The organism is Bacillus sp. 5w2 (genome assembly GCF_054353775.1).
On record NZ_JBTIWT010000001.1, the window covers coordinates 357,234 to 376,825 of the forward strand.

General features: G+C 36.1%; 16 protein-coding genes and 2 pseudogenes. 2 read left to right on the forward strand and 16 right to left on the reverse strand.

Annotated features, from left to right (window positions below; all coding sequences use genetic code 11):
* Positions 1–248: pseudogene (locus tag ACXY7N_RS01755) on the forward strand (hypothetical protein); the annotation flags it as partial.
* A gap of 117 nt (positions 249–365) precedes the next feature.
* A complete protein-coding gene (locus tag ACXY7N_RS01760) occupies positions 366–1,394 on the forward strand; it encodes a cell surface glycoprotein (RefSeq protein ID WP_098063890.1) in 1,029 nt (342 codons plus the stop codon).
* 480 nt (positions 1,395–1,874) lie between these two features.
* Here the strand turns inward: ACXY7N_RS01760 and ACXY7N_RS01765 are convergent.
* From ACXY7N_RS01765 to ACXY7N_RS01840, 16 genes and pseudogenes are all read right to left on the reverse strand, one after another.
* Positions 1,875–2,108 (reverse strand): annotated as a pseudogene (locus ACXY7N_RS01765) (DUF6262 family protein); the annotation flags it as partial.
* A 52-nt stretch (positions 2,109–2,160) separates the two neighbouring features.
* A complete protein-coding gene (locus tag ACXY7N_RS01770; RefSeq protein WP_488592240.1) occupies positions 2,161–3,219 on the reverse strand; it encodes an N-acetylmuramoyl-L-alanine amidase in 1,059 nt (352 codons plus the stop codon).
* 78 nt (positions 3,220–3,297) lie between these two features.
* Positions 3,298–3,795, reverse strand: coding sequence for a phage holin family protein (locus ACXY7N_RS01775; RefSeq protein WP_000439584.1), 498 nt, complete (start codon positions 3,793–3,795; stop codon positions 3,298–3,300).
* A gap of 69 nt (positions 3,796–3,864) precedes the next feature.
* Positions 3,865–4,182 carry a hypothetical protein gene (locus ACXY7N_RS01780; protein ID WP_000279751.1) on the reverse strand — a complete coding sequence of 106 codons (318 nt, stop codon included), beginning with the start codon at positions 4,180–4,182 and terminating at the stop codon, positions 3,865–3,867.
* 15 nt (positions 4,183–4,197) lie between these two features.
* Complete coding sequence (locus tag ACXY7N_RS01785; RefSeq protein ID WP_000182366.1) at positions 4,198–5,136, reverse strand: hypothetical protein; 939 nt, start codon at positions 5,134–5,136, stop codon at positions 4,198–4,200.
* Positions 5,137–5,151: 15 nt separating this feature from the next.
* On the reverse strand, positions 5,152–5,532 hold the full coding sequence (locus ACXY7N_RS01790; protein WP_000537593.1) for a hypothetical protein: 381 nt from the start codon (positions 5,530–5,532) through the stop codon (positions 5,152–5,154).
* Between the two features lie 12 nt (positions 5,533–5,544).
* Positions 5,545–7,539, reverse strand: a complete 1,995-nt coding sequence (locus ACXY7N_RS01795) for a hypothetical protein (RefSeq protein ID WP_000235138.1) — start codon at positions 7,537–7,539, stop codon at positions 5,545–5,547.
* A 15-nt stretch (positions 7,540–7,554) separates the two neighbouring features.
* A complete protein-coding gene (locus ACXY7N_RS01800; RefSeq protein WP_488592241.1) occupies positions 7,555–9,969 on the reverse strand; it encodes a hypothetical protein in 2,415 nt (804 codons plus the stop codon).
* Between the two features lie 21 nt (positions 9,970–9,990).
* Positions 9,991–11,727: a hypothetical protein gene (locus tag ACXY7N_RS01805; RefSeq protein WP_000264165.1), complete on the reverse strand. Its 1,737-nt coding sequence runs from the start codon at positions 11,725–11,727 to the stop codon at positions 9,991–9,993.
* Positions 11,728–11,743: 16 nt separating this feature from the next.
* On the reverse strand, positions 11,744–13,102 hold the full coding sequence (locus tag ACXY7N_RS01810; RefSeq protein WP_488592242.1) for a hypothetical protein: 1,359 nt from the start codon (positions 13,100–13,102) through the stop codon (positions 11,744–11,746).
* A gap of 13 nt (positions 13,103–13,115) precedes the next feature.
* The gene (locus ACXY7N_RS01815; protein ID WP_488592243.1) at positions 13,116–13,493 is read right to left on the reverse strand and encodes a Low copy number virion structural protein; all 378 of its coding nucleotides are present in this window, start codon (positions 13,491–13,493) and stop codon (positions 13,116–13,118) included.
* A gap of 13 nt (positions 13,494–13,506) precedes the next feature.
* Positions 13,507–13,881, reverse strand: a complete 375-nt coding sequence (locus ACXY7N_RS01820) for a hypothetical protein (protein WP_000464285.1) — start codon at positions 13,879–13,881, stop codon at positions 13,507–13,509.
* A 45-nt stretch (positions 13,882–13,926) separates the two neighbouring features.
* Complete coding sequence (locus ACXY7N_RS01825; protein ID WP_000605838.1) at positions 13,927–14,310, reverse strand: hypothetical protein; 384 nt, start codon at positions 14,308–14,310, stop codon at positions 13,927–13,929.
* Between the two features lie 10 nt (positions 14,311–14,320).
* Complete coding sequence (locus ACXY7N_RS01830; protein WP_001206688.1) at positions 14,321–15,865, reverse strand: hypothetical protein; 1,545 nt, start codon at positions 15,863–15,865, stop codon at positions 14,321–14,323.
* Positions 15,862–16,545: a hypothetical protein gene (locus ACXY7N_RS01835; RefSeq protein WP_000114806.1), complete on the reverse strand. Its 684-nt coding sequence runs from the start codon at positions 16,543–16,545 to the stop codon at positions 15,862–15,864. Before ACXY7N_RS01835 ends, ACXY7N_RS01830 begins: the two co-directional genes overlap by 4 nt.
* Positions 16,542–19,565 carry a phage tail tape measure protein gene (locus tag ACXY7N_RS01840; RefSeq protein WP_000879057.1) on the reverse strand — a complete coding sequence of 1,008 codons (3,024 nt, stop codon included), beginning with the start codon at positions 19,563–19,565 and terminating at the stop codon, positions 16,542–16,544. The genes ACXY7N_RS01835 and ACXY7N_RS01840 overlap by 4 nt, the downstream gene beginning before the upstream one ends.
* Between the last annotated feature and the right edge of the window lie 27 nt (positions 19,566–19,592).

Consider the following 19,592-nt stretch of genomic DNA (forward strand, 5'->3'; position numbering starts at 1 on the left):
CAGGGCCCACAGGACCGACAGGACCAACAGGACCGACAGGGCCCACAGGACCAACAGGACCCACAGGACCAACAGGGCCCACAGGACCCACAGGGCCCACAGGACCAACAGGACCCACAGGACCAACAGGACCAACAGGACCCACAGGACCCACAGGACCAACAGGACCAACAGGACCAACAGGACCAACAGGACCCACAGGACCCACAGGACCGACAGGGCCCACAGGACCCACAGGACCCACAGGTACTACGGTTTTAACAGGAGTTGGTGCTCCAACATGCGCCATTGGAGATTTAGGGGATATCTACATTGACCTATCCACAGGGATCACGTATTATAAGCTCTCTCAGCCAGTTCCTCCGATGGTCAGAGCTATTCCAGCTCCTACCGGAAACACAATCCTTGTTGGGTCAACGCAAACCTATACGACGATTGATGCAGCTTTAGCTGTGGCTAATAACGGTGATAGACTATTGCTTGATGCTGAGACTTTTATAATTACATCCACTGTCACTGTTAATAAATCAGTAACAATTGAGGGGCAAGGAATAGGGGCAACTACCGTTATTACTACCTTGAATACTGTAGTCTCTATGTTTAATGTTACAGTATCCAATGTTATTTTCCGAAATATGTCTATCGTCCAAGATTTCCCATCGGTTTTAGGAGTTGAGTCTGTTATTTCAATTAATAATTTGTCAGCAACAGGTATATATATCGATAGTTGTGAAATTTCAGTATGTGAACTCGGTATCGCTATTGTAGCAACTGAGTTTCAAATAACAAATTGCAACTTTACTTATGCGCCCCTTGCATCACCTAACAATGGATACTTCTATATCATTATTTCCTCTACTTCAGGGCAAAGTATTATTGACAGTAATACCTTTGTGTCTGACTCAGGTAACACGCGATGCAGATTTATTATCATTACTAATATAGCTGTTAATTCTGGTACATTACAAGGGAATTTAATAGTAAGCAATAATAAGCAAGATAATTCTTCTCCTTTTACATTGAGACATCTATTAGTAATTGAAGAATTTATTGGTACAAATTTCGGATTATTTCTTCTAAGCAATACAACAGTTAATGAAGGAAATGTACCTGTCTTACTGTTTAATGCTAATTTTAATATTTTTAAGTTTATTGAAGTTATTGGAAACAGTGTTCAAAATACCGCTGGAAAGGGAATTATCGGAATTGACTCGAGTTCTACCGGGCAAACACCTATTTTCAGTTCGAGTAATACAATTGCAAACCAATTTTTCACTGCAGGATGGGCTTCTGCAACTGTACCAGCTAGTTTTATTGTGGGATATAATACAACAGTAATCTCAGAGGCACCTAATCTTCCATTAACTAATTGTTATTGGCTTATGTTGATCTGATAACGTATAGATATAATTTAGAAATGTAATATGTTACTATGACCCAAACGAGACCTCTCAAATATTTGAATAGCATTGTAGAACAAGAGTAACACTTTATTAAGAAACGTGTACATTCTATGTTAAGACTAAGGTCTTTTCACATATATATCCATTCTTGGAGAAGTAAAAAGCACATATATGATAAAAAAGAACAGATTGATTTACGTGATTAGTTTGTTCAAAATCAAAAAGAATTAATTTATCAAATATTTAGGTTAACAGCATAACATAGAATTCTACTAGAAATATATGTTCTATATTTTCTCTTTTCTTTGTACAGAGTTGGTATAAACTAGCTGATTCAATTGATCATCCTTCTGACCAGAAAAGCTAATATGATCAAAGGTATAGGGGAACTTGTGTGAAGTTTCCTATACCTTTAATTAAAAGAGTAATAAATGTTAAGTGTGTACGATAAAATTACATCTTTCTATTTACTTATATCCGTTGGTATACATCTGCGTATGCTACTTTTAATTGATTCCGTAATTGTTTGTTTTCTTCTTCGACTTTCCTAATTCTTCGCTTTAACGATTCTATAATTATATCTTTATTATTGTCAGTCATCTCACGTTTTATCTGTTTTGATGTAGGTGTTTGTGATTGCTGTTGGCGTAGAGTTTCAATTCGTTTACGGAAACCCTGGTTGTTATACAGTTTTGCTTTAGCAATCGGATAGAATCTCAAAAAAAGGGTATGCCCAAGTTTGGGCATACCCTTTGCTCTACTTCACATACACATAGGCTTCATTTGCAGTTATATAGTACATTGTGCTTTTACTGTTGTGTACCTTGTATTGAGGTGAACCATTAACGGATACTTTAGCATCAATAGTAAATCCAAGCCCTTCATCTACCGTTCCTGCTACATCTTTATCAGACCAAGAAGCAAAATCATAGAAACGAAGGTTGTCCACTTTAGAAACAACACGTTTACCTTCTACAGAACTTGAAGCAGAAGTTTGTTCCCTGTGATATTTAATGTAAGATGAGTTGTTATAAATCCATTGGTTACCGCCAAGATTTAACCAATCACCTTGTTTTCCCCATACTTGATATGATTCATCTCCACTTAATTGACGGATAGTACCATGATTTGTTGATGGTCCACTTCTTAGGTTTACGTTAAACCCATCAATGTAAGCTACTCCTGTTGCGCCTACAACGTTTTGAGATGGTTCTTGTGGTTTTGGTTTAACTGTAACTGTTGCGCCTTCATACGCCTTTTGTACGTCCGCTCTGAATTGTGATTCTGATACACCATGACTGCGAAGATAATTAATCGGATCTTCATGGTCAGTTCCACCTAATTTGTAAGTAATATCTTTATGTGTCCATAAACCTTTGTTTGGATGAATCCCTCTATCTTTTAAAATCTTAGCTAATAGTTTTACATAACGTTCGTAAGAAGATTTAAATTTATCTGGGTTGCTAGTTTCAGAAAGTTCTACGTGAACAAATCTTTTATTTGCAGCTGGTCCAGCACCATAAGCAACATATTTAGTATCAGCAATTTGGACTGTTTCGTTCCAATCTACAGCATAATGTACAAATGCATTTCTCCATGTTCTAGCTTCGTAATTTCTAATATTAATTGCTGGTGCTTCTGGTGTTGCAGTACTATGTGCTACAACGCCCTCATAAGCGCCCACACCGTAGCGATATGCTTGTTTCGGTAAGTCTTGGATGATTAGTACTCTATCGGCAAATGAAGCCGTAGCAAACGAAAATAAGAGTAATAGAGTCATAAATAAAGAGCTAAATAGTTTAATTGGTTTTTTCATTGTGTATTTTCCCCTTTTTGCCAAACAAAAAGAGCACCGTCTTTTGACAATGCTCTCCTTATGTAAGGCGTGTATTTTTTATTTGGTGTTATGTTTTTCTTTTCGTGCATCACTTCTTTGGATTTTTGCTTGAATTTCGGATGCTACACTTTCTAATAACCATGCAGGAATCCATTTTTCCCAGCCAATTCGTGCACAGTTTGCTGCGAAACTATTAAAAATGTGATAACTCAATCCACCTACTACCATGAAGAAAAAGAAATCAGGTAGTTTAAGAGCGATATCAAATAAATGTGCAAGGGCTGGTAATGATAAAAGCACCACGGTTCTCGTGATGCCCTCAATTCCATATTGTGATGAGTATGTTCCATCTATCTTTGAAGCTTTACTACCCGTAATCCAGTCGAGCATGATAATCCAGCAATAGATCGATATCCAAATTAAGTTCGCTTTACCGTATAACAAATTAATTATTGTTCCTAATCCACCGCCTATAGCACCACCTACTTTAAATTGAGTACTTGTAATAACATCGCTTATATTCAATGCCTTGATGAGTTCGTGAATTCTTTCCAAGTTCTCACCTCCTTTCAAAATTAAGTCAAAATAAAAAAGCCTGCTGCAGCACGCTCAATTTCGATAAAGTTATATGTTCATTTTCTTCCACGCGTATTCTAGTGGTTCAGTACGTGGTGGTTTCATTACTTCTTTTTCAGAATTTCCTCTCTTACCTTGAGATAAATTGTGCATAACACCTTGACGGGTGGAAATCTGTCTAATACCTGTTCGAATCCAATCATCGGGATTTAAAATAACCCCTTGATGTTTGAGAAGTTGCCTAACTCCTACATGTGAAAAATCAATTGGATTGACTATAGTACCTTGACGATGTGTATTTATTTCACGTAATCCAGCATGATATAGCGTTGTTGGAGATATGATGATACCTTGAAGTACTGCCATATACTTACCTCCTGCTTATTCGATCCGTAAAGCTACAGCATGTTCAACAAATGAATTGTATTGTCCACTTACAGTTGGAGCATACGTATAAAATAATTTGTATTTTTGAACTTCATTATTCTCAATCACTTCTACAATATCACCGTAAATAAAGCCACTCCCTTTGTATATGTAAAAGCCATCGTATTTTCCTCTAAATCCATCATTCGTATCTCCTAAATACAGTGGTGTAAAAACTATTTTCCCTTCATTAGAAGGTGCTTTTAAAAAGACCTTATCCCAAAAGAATGTTGATACTACACGAGAAGTTGATGCGAGCGAAGCAAATTTACTTCTATTATTTACATGTGCAGCGCTTTGCGAATAGGCTCCACAACTTAACAAAACACTAAAAGGATATGAATAAGGTGAAAATAGTTCTGGCTGATAGAATTCATCAGGAAGACCTATAAAACCAATCGTTGTTTTTCCCTTATCAGATGGGATTTCATCATCATTCGCATACACACAATAAATGACAGTATCTTTATCAACATATAGATATAGATCAACCATATATTTATCAAAATTTAAAAGAGTTGCAATATTGTTAGAATATGGTTTCCCATGATGAAATACTAGTGAGTACCAAGATTCTTCTCCGGTTCCGTTCCCACTCTCTTTATCATATCCTCTAATCAATCTGAAGCTACCATCTGTATATTTTACATTCGGTTCCCTTATGTCATACAGACTAGATAATGATGAATTTTTTGAGTTCGTATCATAAGGTCGTAACTCAATGTAATTATTTTTGGTTCCGTCATTACCTGTAGAATACATAACAAAAACATTGTTTTTATCCACTCTGTCAGCATTTAATTGCTGCCATCCAGCCTTTTTCATTTCATCGATAATCTTCATAAAAACTTCTCTTCGCTCTAGTCTGTGTAACTTACAAATTTTATTTGTCATTTTATATGTTCCTCCTTAACTTAAACGTATTGCTTTCATAGAAACATTAAAAATAGAGGTTGCTACGCCCCTATTTTCTATATAGAGATGGACCTTGTTTGTATGATCTTTATCCTCGCAAGGAATGGCTAAAATATCATACGTTCTTTTTTCTGATAAACTTTTATAAATTTGATTCCCATTCTCTTTTTGGTCGTACATAAATAGCATTGCTTCAACGTTTGAGTCATTTGTAACTTGAATTGTACGAATATCGTATTTATTACAACCTACATCCAATGGGGTGTACAAAACTTTCCCTGGTTCAATTGTAATTTGTACATTCCTCTCAATAAGGATGGATGGAGTAATCTCACTTTCGGATGTATATCTATATAATTTCATTACAGTTCCCATATGGTATTCACCTCAATTATGTTTTAGATGAACATTAAAATAAATCGGTTCGAATGCTAGGAAATTTGTATCCTTCACAACTTTCACCCAAAAATCACGCGTATCTTGTGTAGCAACTGAATCAATCTGTATTTCATTCGAATAGTTAGTACCATCTAATGAAATGAGTGCCCAGGTATAACCGACTTTCTCCATGTACTGCTGAATGGATAGTTTTATATTTGTAGCAGCACCAATGTTATCATTTACGATAGTCATTTTTACAATACGCTCATTATTCACCATGTAACCTAAATTCGTTGGATCCGTTGTATTTAATTCATTGCTATCCATTTTGATTTGTAGGGATGAACCCATACAATACATATCCCCACCATAGAAGGTAGCTTGTTTCTTTGCTAGTAGTTCATTTTCCTCATCATATATTTCTATGATTCCTTCAAACTCCAAGGAAGGAAGTAGAATATCAATGCCTGTATGAGCTACAGCTACGATGTTAGAAGAAAGGGTATTACCTGCAGCATCTTTTAATACAACCTTATAATTACCATATAGTTGGCGCAGACGTAACATGTTGCTTGTTGTCATAATGATTTTATTGATGTCTAGCGGTACAAATCCCTCTGCAGTTCCTCTTTTTAGAACAACACCAATTCTTTTTGCTGCTAATGAATCGTTATCCGCATAATCAAAAAATGTATCTGTCTTTGTGTAAAAGTCCCATTGATCTTCCTTACACATTGCCATCCACTCTTTATTGCTTTGTGAACTATTAGCAGAATAGGATTCAAGAAACTCAACTTTATTCTTTTCATTTTGATAGATTAGTAAGCCACCTTGATCCTCTTCTTTTGTAGGAGCATAATCCGCAATAACTTGTATTGCAAAGTTACTTTGTGGCTTATCGATTAAAAGCATAACGTCTTTATTATCAGCATGATTCATACGTAAGAACCCTTTTTTCACAGCATTGTTAAATGCATTTGATGGTGACATAAGCCATTTTGGATTTACGAAATCAAAATCATCTACAAATATCTTCCCGCTTTCTTTTTCGTATAAGGACACTTTTGGCTTTGTTATTACATCTTGTGAAATCAATTCACCATTCTGAATATCAACAGCATCAAATATAAAGGCTGGTGTGGAAACTTTAACGGTATGAATTCCATCTTGCAAATTTAATTTTTGAAATGCTAATCCTTGGATGGTATAGGGTAGATGATATCCTTTAAAAGTTTCAGATGCACCGTCAATCGTTATAGTTGATTCTACGCTAAAGTTAGAGACATCACTTAAAGTAGCTATAAGTCGAATGCCAGTTCCTTTAAATGTGAATTTGAATTCGGCAGCTGTGCTATTACGATAGTCCTTAATATGAAGCGTTTTATTATAATTATCTAATGGAGTATTGGCTGCTGCAGACCATGGACCGGCATAACTAATTAATGGATCTGAATCATCAAACCGTTTCCAACCAGGTTCGGGTTCTTTTAGAACATCCCCTACTTTTGCACTTAAATCTGCATAATCAATAGCACTAATCATTGTATTATTGTCGCTATCAAGAGAACCAGCAGTGAACCCATAAGCAATTACCTCTACTTTATGAGTCCCCCTAGGTAAGTCTAATTTCTCGAAACAAACTCTAAATTTTGAATTATTGGCGCGAATTACGGAACCATCCATCCAGATTCCATTATCTATTCTTACCATAATATTACGACGATTTGTGGTATAAGACTTTTGCAGTATTCGAAAAGAAGTCCCAGTGAATTCGAAAGAAAACATATCATCATCAGAACCTCTAATAGATGAGACATTATACCAAGAACTTTCTTCAGTGGGTTTTGCATCGTCACCTATATACATCCAGCTTGCGTAAAAATTATTATTTACTACGCGGATATTTTTAAAAAAGGTACCAACATTAGATTTATTGCAAAACTTGCGAGTCCATCCTAATTCTGGACTAGGTAAACTATTACCTAATTGGGGTGTTGCCATTCTATCACCTTCACTTTATCTCGTTTTCTTCCAGTTTGAGTTTGTCCACCATGATTGGCGGCTATGACGTAGCCATAACTTCGGATCATCATTCTCTTTTTCGATAACTATTAATTCATCTGGTTTTTCTGTATCTAGTACTCTCTCCATTTTGAATTGTTCAGTATCCTCTATAACGGATTCTCGTTCTGGTATGCGTTCAAATCGCTCATATTCCTCTGTAACACTCTCTAATTCATGTTCTCTATCAAACGTATCTGATTCGCTAGTAACAGCTTCTACAACATCCTGTCGCTCTAATAATTCATATTCACTAACGGTTGCATATTGTTCAGATTCTCTTGCTGCATCTACAGTTTCAATTACATTTGTATCTGTTATAACATCCCTATCTGCTAGTGTTATTTCAGAAATAATTCCACCATAAAATTCACGTATACCGTTAAAGGACTTTTGCTCTGTAATAAGAGCTTGTTGTGTATTTTGTTTAAAAGAAGCGTCTAAATCGATACATTCAGCATCTAAGGTAACTGGAACGATGTCAGAAGCTACTTCTTCGGTTGCTATAGTTAGAAGTTCTTTTTCTACTTTTTCGGATACAACTGTTTGATCTATTTGCATCTGCATTATTTGTGATAGTTTAGAAGTGTCTTCAAAGAGCGTAATGCGTGTTTCTAGTTCCTTGTGAATACGGCCGAATAAATCAAATTCAGGAAGGTATACAGGAATCCCCATACCTTCGAACAAATAGAATTCTTCTATGGAAGCTGGTAATTCTTTTATTGTTTTATTAGCAATAACATCATGGTCTTCTATAGTAGTAAGAATATCTTGTGCTGTTAATTCGGATGAAATGCTTTCAGATACATCTACAAGTACTGGCGAATCTTCCTTGTCTGCACTAATTAATTCAATTACATCCGCTTGTGATTCATTTAATAAGCGATCAGCACCGTCTATATGTGCAATGTTTGCTGTTAATTCGGTTAATCTTATAAATTCCTCTTTGCTGCTTTCTATCACTTCAAATGTATTTTGTATTTTTAGTGCAGTGGTACTTACAGCGATGTCCTCAACCGATAAAATACGCAAAGATATTTCGCTTTCTTGTGAATTTGTAACCTCGGCTGTAAATACATTTTCTTTCTTTACAGATACCTGTGTATCAGGAAGAATAGACTCAAGTTCTTGTATGATTAGTTCGGAATTATGAATTTGTACAATATCAGCATATTGATCATTTATTCTTTCGAATGTATACGGTTCGCTGCTTTCTGTAGCAAATACACCCACTTGTTTATTTGAGTCTTCTATCATAATAGAATCGCCATAAAGTTCCTTCATCCGAATAGAAGAGTCAAATTTTATATGAGTAGCATCTATAACAGGATTTCTTTCTGCGGTTGTTAAATCTTCACTTGGAAGTAGATCAGCATTTTCTATTATTGCCGTACGTTCAAAATCATGTTGTATTTCAATGTTCGTCGCCAATTCCCTTTGAATCCTAGCAAATAATTCGTAATCAGGAAGATAAACAGGAATGCCCATTCCATCGAATAAATCAAATTCTTCTATGGAAGCTTGTAATTCATGTTCAGTTGCAAATGTTTCGTAATCATCTGGGCAACGAGCCTCAATGCTTTCTCGTTTTGTTTCACCGATATTTTCTGTGTTAATTACTGCATCGATGGCTGGAGAAACGATATTTGATATAGCGCCCTCGTTATATTCTCCTTGCATTTCCCTAGTTACAATTTGACTTACCTCTTCATAAAATTCTTCGCCATATAGCACACGAGCGACTTTTACCCATTCTGGTAATTCATCGACACCGGCAGCTACGAATTCACGTAATGTATTTTTTAATATATCCTGCTTTATGATTTGAGTTGCTTCGTATTCTCTGGTTATAAGTTGTAATTCATCTGTATGATGCACAACTGCGGTTCTTTCATTTGGTCTTTCGCTCTCTACCCCTTCGATATGGTCTATATCGAAAATTCGTTCATGTTGAATGGATTCGTCCGCAGAAATAAGTTGTATTGGAATACTATCAATACGTTGCGACTGCTGCGTTTCCAAATTGGCCACATCAATAATTCGATTTAATTCAAAATCAGTTGTGTTAGAAATAGAAGCATCAATTTCGTTTTGTCTATTCGTTACCTCAAGGGCACTAAATAAGAATCTCTTAGGTCGTACTTTCGTCGCAGTGACCATTGCATTATCCTCTGTAACCGCCTTATGCCTTGCGTAAGGAGCGATGCAAATCGGATACTCAACATCATTCTTATTTTCTGTGTTTGCCGGAGTAATAGAAAAAGAATAGGTTCTCTCATTTCTATTAGGTCCAGAACCAATTGCGACAACATGACTTTTTTCTTTGGTACATATAGAAGGGGAAGCAATAGAATAAACTTTTTCACTCATTCTTCTGCTACCCCCTTATTTTTAGAGATCTTCTTTGTAGATCGCTAAGCCAATTGGATTGAAAGGCGTTGCTTTATCTTGTGTCATCGGTGAAACAGGTGTTGTTGGTAATGTATAACGGTATAATTGCGCCATTTCATAATAAGCTATAATTTCAGCATCATTTACCGGAGGTTCATTAAATGTAATGGTTTTATCATCGGAATTGTACACATATTCTCCCTTTGGAACCTCAATACAAGATCGTAATATCTTCAAGGTATCGCCTTTAGGTTTGTGTTCTAAGTGAAACACCTTTCGTACCCCGTTACCTTTTCCTAAAACTTCATTAGAAACTGTTTTTTCAATTTCTAATTCATCAGCTTGCTGGATGTTTTTTGGATGGACGGCATAAATATCATCTAATTTACCCACATACCCATCATTAGGATGAACAATATAGACTTGAGATAAATGGTATTTGCCACTATACACAGACGGATTAAAGCGCCCCTGCCCATTATCAACAGCCATATTATGAGTATGGAAAGAAAGATAATGATGTTGGTACATAGAGCCTGTATAAGATTGTGCCAATTGTACCGTTTCATTACCATTACTTGTATTTTCTCCATAATCTATTGTTGCATTTCCTACTTTTTTATTGGCAGAATACGAAAATTGATCACCTGTACGGCAACCTGCTGCGATTATCATATTTCTTCGTGGAGCATTATCAAATGTGTACATTCGGCCAATATAAACAGGGACGAATAAAGCACGAACAGGAGCAGGTGTTGGATCTACGCGCATAAACATTGCTATACGATCTCTATTGGCATTTCCATACATGTAAACAACAGAATCTCGTTTCCAGTCTCTTGTAAATCGTTTTTCTGGTGTGAAACTAATCGGTGTATACGGTGAAGGATTGGCGAAATTTAACGCTGAATACACTTCATTCATAATGGCTAACATATCCTCTGTATCAAAAGATTTCGTTGTTGTTAGTGTATCTATGGTTCCATCTGCTTTAGGTTCAACTGTATAGAAGCCAACCATTTTAATATTATCTGTACTTGCAGGTGCTTTTTTAAATACAATCTTTGTTTCGGTAAATGTGTATTCTTCTGGTGAGATAATGACATCATTTTTATAAAAAATGGTGCGTGACTCATCAAAATTAGGGAATGGATATTGGAACTCTGTTTTTGTTCCATTCCCATTCCCTAAATTACTTGCTTGATCTGATAGTTTTAATTCTTTTTCAATAAAGTATTGGCTGTAAGTGAAGAAAATCATATCGTTAGAAGGCTCATAAGCGTCACTAGCAAGTCGGCATTCGTATGTAATTTTATCGTTCTTCGCTGGCGCGTCAGTAAACTTAATTTCTCCAGTACGACCATTCACTGTGTAACCTTTTTTATCTTTTACGATACTATTTATATAAATAATAAGAGAGCTTTCTGTGACTGGAAATACAGGCATTTGAAAGTCTTTCTTTGTACCGTCACCTGTACCTAATTTCCCTAATGGAGAATCAGCTGTAATGTATCGATTATCGGTAAAATCTGATAGGTTCGTATCGTATGCGGTTGCCACACCTAGTTTTCTACGTTCTCCATCACTTCCAGCTGCTTCAAATAAACGAACATCAATAAACTTACTAATACCACTACGAATCCTAAAAAATAGTTTTCTACTCCATCCATTAGTGGTAAACATTTTTTCTAAGTCATTTGGTAATGTTTGCAAATACGTTACTTTATCAAACCACATTTATATTCATCCGCCTTTATCTTGTTTTTTCGTAAATTCCTAATCCAGCTGGTCGATAAGCAGTAGCAGGTAATTTTGTAATTGGTGAAATTGCATCGACTGTAAAGAAACGATAAATGTCATGAGTATCTGGACAAGTATTTTGTCTTACTTTCAATTTATCTCCATTTAATAAACCTAAAGGTGATAGTAGAACGATATAAGGCATATAACCACGAACACCTTCTTCTGGATGAACAATATAAGCTCGTGACGTATGGACTTTATTGCTGTAAACAGAAGGATTAAATTGATATTTATATTCATCATTCTCATGATTTTGCCATGCATTCGGATATTGGCCGCCTGTCGTACTTTTTCTATCTGGTGGCATCATGTTAGGCGGAACATTCCACGCTAGATAATGAGCTTGATATCTTGCTCCAAAACGTGATCGCTTGATTATGATGTTATCAATACCGTTACCTGGGCTTTTAGGATACGATTTTGTCCTTGGCATATATTTTTTAACATCTCTAAATGGAGTTTTACTTTCAAAGTCATATTTATGCGAGCTTGCTTCATCACCTGCGTCATTAGCCGTTCCTGCCCAAAGAGCATCGGCAATTGTATCATCAGCTGCATAACTTTCTAATTTCCCCATATAAACAGGAATTACAGGAACAGAGTTATTATCGAAAGCAGGCGTTCTATCAGCTTGTATTAGAAGAACCACACGAGATTTATCTACTTGTCCCGTAATACGAACCATTGAATCTGGCCACCAGTTTGAATCGGCATCTATATTTATTAGTTTAGGGTTTCTAAATGAACATTTTACCCAAGGGGACATCATCAATTGAGGTTGATCTGTATATTCGTAGGAATATGTGTAATAAACTTCCCCACTTTCAGGATTTACGTTTCTATTTGAAGTCACCTTTACTTCAGCTAATTCCACGTCCATAATAGATTGAAATTCCACACCGTCTTGAGCACCCATTTGAATCATGCTATTGTCTTGATAATTTGGAACATGTTCTATCATGTATAGATACATACAAGAACGATCTTTATATCTTGGATTATCTTCTACATAAGATTGGAATTCTGTTTTCCCTTCATCTGTAGATAAATCAATATTTAGTTTTGTTTTAGTCTCCCAAGCCCAAGTTTGAACGATTCCGTACATGCCACCATCTGAATTTTGTAAGATAACATGTTTTGCACACCAATATTTATACAGTTTAGTAATGTTATCTTTGCTTCCTTGCTCTTTTACTTTATGAATGTATTTATAAAAGTTTTTGACTTTCTTCCAACCATTTTCGGTCATTAAACTTATGAGTGAATTTTGAAAGTCTGCTTCTGTAACTATTTTTTCAACGTATGCCATCTATTTCACGCTCCTAATCTCTTAATAGCTGGTAATTAAGCCATATAGTTTTTTTATCTGCGGATGCATTGTGGTATTCGAACTTTACTTCCGCATTAGTAGGTATAGGTTTTACAACGGAGAAATTAAAACCCTCCGGCACATCTTTTACATAAACTTCTTTAAATACTTGCTGGCCATTAATAAATAAATTCCAATAGTCCCTATCACTGTAATGTGACGCAGCGATAGAAAAAGAAATCATTTCCGTTTCGAACGGTACTGAAAACTTATCTATATGGATGTCATTATAAATTCCAATTCTCCGCCCCTGGATAAATGGCTCTGTCTTTGTAGGGAAGTAAGGTGCGTCAAATCGCCCACCAGCCATATAGTTAACAGAAAAGCTCATAAAGTACTCTCCTTTATCTTAAAAAGTGAAGTTCAAACCATACCGTTTTATCAAGAATGCCTTGATTATGGAATCGGAATGTAATTGTACTTCCTGCTTTTACGGATTTGTAAACCATAAAGTGCATACCTTCGGGGATGCGCTTTGTATAGATATCCTGGCAAACAGTTTGTCCGTTCACGATTAAATCCCATTTATCATCTAATTCGTACATGGAGGAACTAACACTAATTGCGTAAATCTCCATATCTGCAGGTAATACATATTTCACTTCATCCGTTTTATATGATGTAGAATCCATAATGAATCCAGGTACGAATGGTTCCGTTTTTGTTGGATGAAAAGGTGGATCTAATCGGCCGCCAGCTAAATAGGTTGTTTCAAACAAGATCATTCACCCCTTTTCCATGTATTAAAAAATTCCCGTGCATCATTACGACACATCGGGAATTGCTAAATCAGATAACATACCGTTACCTTTATTAAGAAGTCGCGGCTGCACACGCTCTAATTGTTTCTGTGCATTATATATTAATTGTGTTTCCATCATCTTTCCTGTTATCTTGTGGGATAGAATAACCTTATCTAACATCCCGTGTTCGTTAAAAACTAAATCGTAATAAAGATATTTATCTCCATCAACAGCTGATAAACGAGCACCATCACGAATGAGGGTATATCCCTCTGTCATACCTTCTTTAAATACGTTATTCGGGTCATCGCCAGGCATTGGTTTTCCACCGCTGTAAAATTCTCTATCAATTAATCCTTTCATCAAATACATAATCGGATCATATAAGTTCTTTTGCATTATCATCATATCACCCCTAATTTACCCTTGTGACAGACCATGTTTTTGCAGGGCGTTGAATATAATATCCATCTGGACCTATGTTTTTTCTATCAAACGTTAAATCTGGAATATCACCATAATCAAATAGAATATTATTCTGTGTATCTAACACTTGTAGTCGTCCTGTAAGCCACTTTAAAGGATTTCGTACAGCTTCAAATACAACTACATTTACACCGTATTCGAGCGGGATATCAACATATGTAGGGTTGTTTCGGATAAGGTAATTTTCTTCTATTAACCTATCATTGGCGTAAATATTTATTACGTCACCATCTTCATAATCATAATCCCAAAGTTTTAACCGTAAGGTATCTACGTTTACTGTGATTCCGCTTATGTCTGTATAAGGAGTAGGTTCGTATCCGTAGTTAACTGTTAAATCTAAAGTTTGATAGAAACCATCATCTGCTGAAATCATAGTATTAATACCTTTCACGAAATAATTCCATTGTTGGCCAGAATCTCGGTTGTAAACAGAAATTACATCAAACAATTGAATCCTTGGATCACCAACTACTGCTACCGTTAATGTCCTAAACTTCTGGATTGCTTTTAAATGATAAGCTGCAGCTACTGCTCTTCTTGCAAAGAATGTTGTAGCCCAAGGAACTTCTATCAGTTCCTCACGCAAATCCCCTTGCGATACATTTTTTAATAAAAACGAATTAAGAAATCCGTTTGCGTAATCTCCACATTTAACAACAATGCTATTACTTATATCCTGGTCTGTTAGCTGCATATCTAATGAAATAAGGTTTTCTCCTTCTGTAAAATTAAACTTTGAAGGTTCATTGATAGCATAATCCGGCATCTTCATAAACGTGCAGCTTCCATCCGGTTCATGTTTTATGTAATGGAATGTTGTATCTATAATATCGCGAACAATTTCATCCCATTTTTGAAACCTCTTACCAGTCGCGCCTTCAACGAGCCAACTCTGATTAGTACCAGGTATGTTTACAGGACTGCCATGTAAGATAACCCCTGCTTTTTGAAAGAAGAATTTCACAACATTATATACATTGCCAGTTGGTGCGACAATTTCATCTGATCCAGGTGTTGGTATTACTGATTTTTGTAGAAGTTTCTTATAAGATGTTGTACAAGTGACTGAAATAGTACCGCTTTCGGCATTTACCTTCACATCAGATACGAAGCCATGTATATAAGGTAAAACCTCTTCACCGTATCCAATAGCCACCTTAAATTCAGTCTGTGGATATAGCTGATTTCTGTTTGCTACTTCACCGTTATAAAACCATTCTTGTATTGAGGAAAACTTACCAAACCAGTTATCAGGAGCCATTTGACCGTATTCATTTGCGAAGGTAATAGTAAATGTACTTGCGAACTGGTCTGCGCTCTCTTGGACCTCTAATCCTGTTACATGATGTTGTACTTGGACGTAAGAAGAAGAGTCCCTTTTTTTCATATAAACAATTAAATTAGGGGCGTTATTCCCGATTTGGAAATAGCTCCCCAACATTTTGATTAAGGATACAGATCCTTCTCTCACATTCCATCAACTCCAACGCCTGCTTGTGATGTAGATATTAATTTACATTTTGCTATTACGAGGGTACCTTTTCTGATTGTATCTACTTCGTTAGGTGGGATAATACCCCCATACGTACCATAATCACCAGTGATAATATGAGTGCGATATATTTCCTTCATAAAATCACGCCAATATTTCATATCCCTAAATAGAAGGGTGAATTCTACTTCACAACCTTTATTCCCAGCGCTTTGAAAACGCGGATATCCATGCATGACATTATAATTTTTTAAGCCGTCTAGTGATTTGGGCATTTTTGTTTGTTCAATCATTGCAATGTTAGGAACATTTCCGAATGAATGATAATAGGCTTGACTCACATACGCTCTATCAGAAGAACCGTAACCGATTGTTGTAAATTCAATGGTTTGTGGTCCTGCACCAACAAATATCTCTCTTGCTTCCCATGCATAAGGTCCTCTTGCTCTAAACCTTTCAATACCATTTACACGAACAATAAAGTATTTATCCGGTAGCATCCCATCAGAACCAATAGGAACTTGGGACATAAACGAAAAGTTATATGTCCCTGGCCATGTGAAATTGATGGTATATTGTATTGTGTTTTTTAATTCTGTTACTTTTTCAAAGAGGTAATAAGAACCAGCTCTTCTATGCAATGTTTTTAATACACTCATACGTTTCTCACCGCCATTCCCATTAGATCATCAGCGACTACGTTTTGTAGTAGCTTTCTCATTTTTACAAAGTCGTCTGCAGATTGTAGTTTTTCAACAGCGACTCTAAATGTAGCATTTTGAATTGTTACGCCTTTATCCGTTTTCTTTTCAACGTGGGTTTGTCCAGCATATGGATGTGCAGTCTTACCGATTAAATCAGCAGAGCGTGCTCCCATCTGTCCAATTTGAGTAGATACATCGGTTACTAGTTTCATTGGTTTAGGTGGAACAACGGCTTTATTTAGTAGTTCAGAAGCCCTATCTACTGCAGGAATCATTTTTTCCATCCCTACCCCTAAACCTTCTGTGATAAATCCACCAAATTCCATCATTAGGCGTGAAGGAGAACGAATACCAAAGAACTTTTTAACGGCTTTTGGAATTCCGCTGACTACGCCTTTTGCTTTATCAGCTACCCAACCAGCCATTGCGGACATACCTTCACCAATCCCAGCAATGATATCTTTTCCCCAGCTAACTGCATCTTTTGCTACATTTTTTACAATGGATCCTACTTTACTAAAGACTTTTGTCACAGTGTCAACTATTCCGGTAAAGGCACTAGTCATTACCTTTTTTATCGTGGAAAAACTTGACACTATAAAATCTTTACAAGCTCCAATCACTGAAAAAATGGTGTTTTTTATCTTATTGAAATTATCAACTATGAAATTAACAAAAATCCGAACTGCAGAGAGTATCGTGTTTTTTATAAATTCGAATGATTGGTGTATGAAATTTTTGACAGCAGTTAAAATTGTAACTATCGTATTTTTTATAAAATTGAAGCTTGTAACTACTAGATTTTTTATAAAATTTAGCACTGTAAAGAATATATTTTTTATGATTGCTAGCGTTGTAGAGATTACATTTTTTATAAAATTCATAGATACAGAGATAATTTTCTGTATCAAAGTAAAGGAAGCGCGAATAAACGACTTCAAGAAATTTAAAATTGAAACGAATATCGTTTTTATTAAATTCCACCCAACTCTAAAAATCGTTTGCCATATTTTTATATAAAAAGATATTACATTTTTTATAAATTCTAAGGCAAATTTAACAACGCTTTTTAAAATATTTAAAGCAGCATTAAAAATGAATTTTATAGCATTCCATCCAATTTCAAATGCTTTTTTCCAAAAATTTATATAGAACTTTATAACTGTGAGATAAGCACGCCAGGCTGATTCAAGTATTTTTCCTATAAATGATACGGAGGCATGGAAGACTTTTTTCGTTCCTTCCCAAAATCCAGAAAAGAACTTAGATAAACCTGACCAAGCTGATTTCGCACCTTTTACGGTTGCATCCCATCCCTTAGAACATGCGTCACCCATCCATTTAACGGCTTGTTTCGTATATTTAACAACAGAATCCCAATTTTTGTAAATTAAATAAACTAATCCAACAATAGCAAGTATGGCAATTGTCCAGGGATTCATAAGTAGTGTCATTGCAGATCTTCCAAGTATAGCGAGTGCTCTACCTATTGCACCAAACATACCAATAAGTTTAGGCCCTACTTTTAAAAGTCCTGCAAATGCAGTGCTACCTAGGAAAGCTACTGCTCTTGCTATCATTCCAAACATTCCTATTAATTTAGGGCCAAGTTTTAATATACCCGTAAATAATAAAGGAACCTTAGATAATACTGGTACTAGGAATCTAAATGAACCGACAAATGCACCTACTCCACTTGTCATAAATCCCATCATTGCGACTAATGGCCCTAATACTGCAACCATACCTAAAATTGCTACGATACCAATTTGGATTGGTTTAGGAATAGAACTAAATGCCTTTGCAGCTAATTCTACAGCTTTGATAATGGGAGGAAGGGCAACTTCTGCAATATCAATAATTGCTTGGCCTAGCGGCTCTAATGATGCCATTGTAGTACGAGTGAGTTTTTGCCAGCGAACACCAAATGCTTCTTGCTGTGTCTTCTGCATTTTTTTCATACTGCCATCAACATCTCGTAATGCACCATCGGCATTATTCAGCCCTAATACAGCTTCTGCCCCCATGTCTTCCCATTTAGTACCGAATACAGCAACGCCAAGCTGATTGGCTTTGACTTTATCGTCCATTTTTCCTAAATCGCCAAGTACTGCGTTAAATACATCTGCAGAAGTTCCTTTACCTTTATTAAAATTGTCCCAAACCTTTTGTGTTTCTGGACTCATTTCTGCAAAGGCTTCTGTTACACCTTTTGATCCATCTTGTACACGAATACCGAACTCTTTTACAAGGTCGTTTACGTAATCGAGATTGTATGAACCATCTTGGGTTCCATTTGCCATAATGGTAAACATCTCTTCTGCAGAAAATCCTGCTTGTTTAAATAAAGGCGCGTATTCGGAAATGTTATCGAACATTTCGTTTGAGAAGTTTAAGCCTGCTTGTCCACCAGAAGCTAAGAGGTCAAATGTCTCTTGTGCATCTAACCCGAACTGATTCATAAGTTGTCCGGCCCCTCGTGTAACCTCATTAACGTCAGTGTCAAAAGTTTTCGCAAGAGTCATAGCGCTTTGCGTAGCTCCCTGCATTTCATCGAAAGAAAGATTCTTCATGTTTTGACTTACTTGTATTACAGCTTCATCAACTGCTTCTATACTTTCCCCAAATCCATCTTTCCAGGTCTCTTTTGCAACATTACCAAGCTCTTTTGTAGCTTCTTTTGATAATCCAAGCGTAGATTCTAGTTTTCTATTAGAAGTATCAAAGTCAGACGCTACTTTAACAGCTGCAGCACCAATACCAGCTAGAGGTAATGAGACACCAGCAGTCATGTTAGTACCAACATCTTTCATTTTGTTACCTACATGGCTAATGGATTCCCCCGCTTTTTGGAACTTATCATGCATTCCGTTTGCAGTCTTTTGTACTCGATCTTCAAATTGTTGTAAATCTTTATAAGCGCCGTCTGCTTTAATACCAATCGTTCCGAACAGTTGGAACATTTCAGCTAACATTTATGCACCCCCTTTTCTGGGGCCGAT

Coding starts and splice junctions, on each gene's coding strand:
- ACXY7N_RS01825 (WP_000605838.1), bottom strand. CDS start 14,310: ATGATAATGCAAAAGAACTTATATGATCCGATTATGTATTTGATGAAA.
- ACXY7N_RS01770 (WP_488592240.1), bottom strand. CDS start 3,219: ATGAAAAAACCAATTAAACTATTTAGCTCTTTATTTATGACTCTATTA.
- ACXY7N_RS01785 (WP_000182366.1), bottom strand. CDS start 5,136: ATGACAAATAAAATTTGTAAGTTACACAGACTAGAGCGAAGAGAAGTT.
- ACXY7N_RS01800 (WP_488592241.1), bottom strand. CDS start 9,969: ATGAGTGAAAAAGTTTATTCTATTGCTTCCCCTTCTATATGTACCAAA.
- ACXY7N_RS01810 (WP_488592242.1), bottom strand. CDS start 13,102: ATGGCATACGTTGAAAAAATAGTTACAGAAGCAGACTTTCAAAATTCA.
- ACXY7N_RS01835 (WP_000114806.1), bottom strand. CDS start 16,545: ATGAGTGTATTAAAAACATTGCATAGAAGAGCTGGTTCTTATTACCTC.
- ACXY7N_RS01760 (WP_098063890.1), top strand. CDS start 366: ATGGTCAGAGCTATTCCAGCTCCTACCGGAAACACAATCCTTGTTGGG.
- ACXY7N_RS01840 (WP_000879057.1), bottom strand. CDS start 19,565: ATGTTAGCTGAAATGTTCCAACTGTTCGGAACGATTGGTATTAAAGCA.
- ACXY7N_RS01795 (WP_000235138.1), bottom strand. CDS start 7,539: ATGGCAACACCCCAATTAGGTAATAGTTTACCTAGTCCAGAATTAGGA.
- ACXY7N_RS01805 (WP_000264165.1), bottom strand. CDS start 11,727: ATGTGGTTTGATAAAGTAACGTATTTGCAAACATTACCAAATGACTTA.
- ACXY7N_RS01780 (WP_000279751.1), bottom strand. CDS start 4,182: ATGGCAGTACTTCAAGGTATCATCATATCTCCAACAACGCTATATCAT.
- ACXY7N_RS01815 (WP_488592243.1), bottom strand. CDS start 13,493: ATGAGCTTTTCTGTTAACTATATGGCTGGTGGGCGATTTGACGCACCT.
- ACXY7N_RS01790 (WP_000537593.1), bottom strand. CDS start 5,532: ATGGGAACTGTAATGAAATTATATAGATATACATCCGAAAGTGAGATT.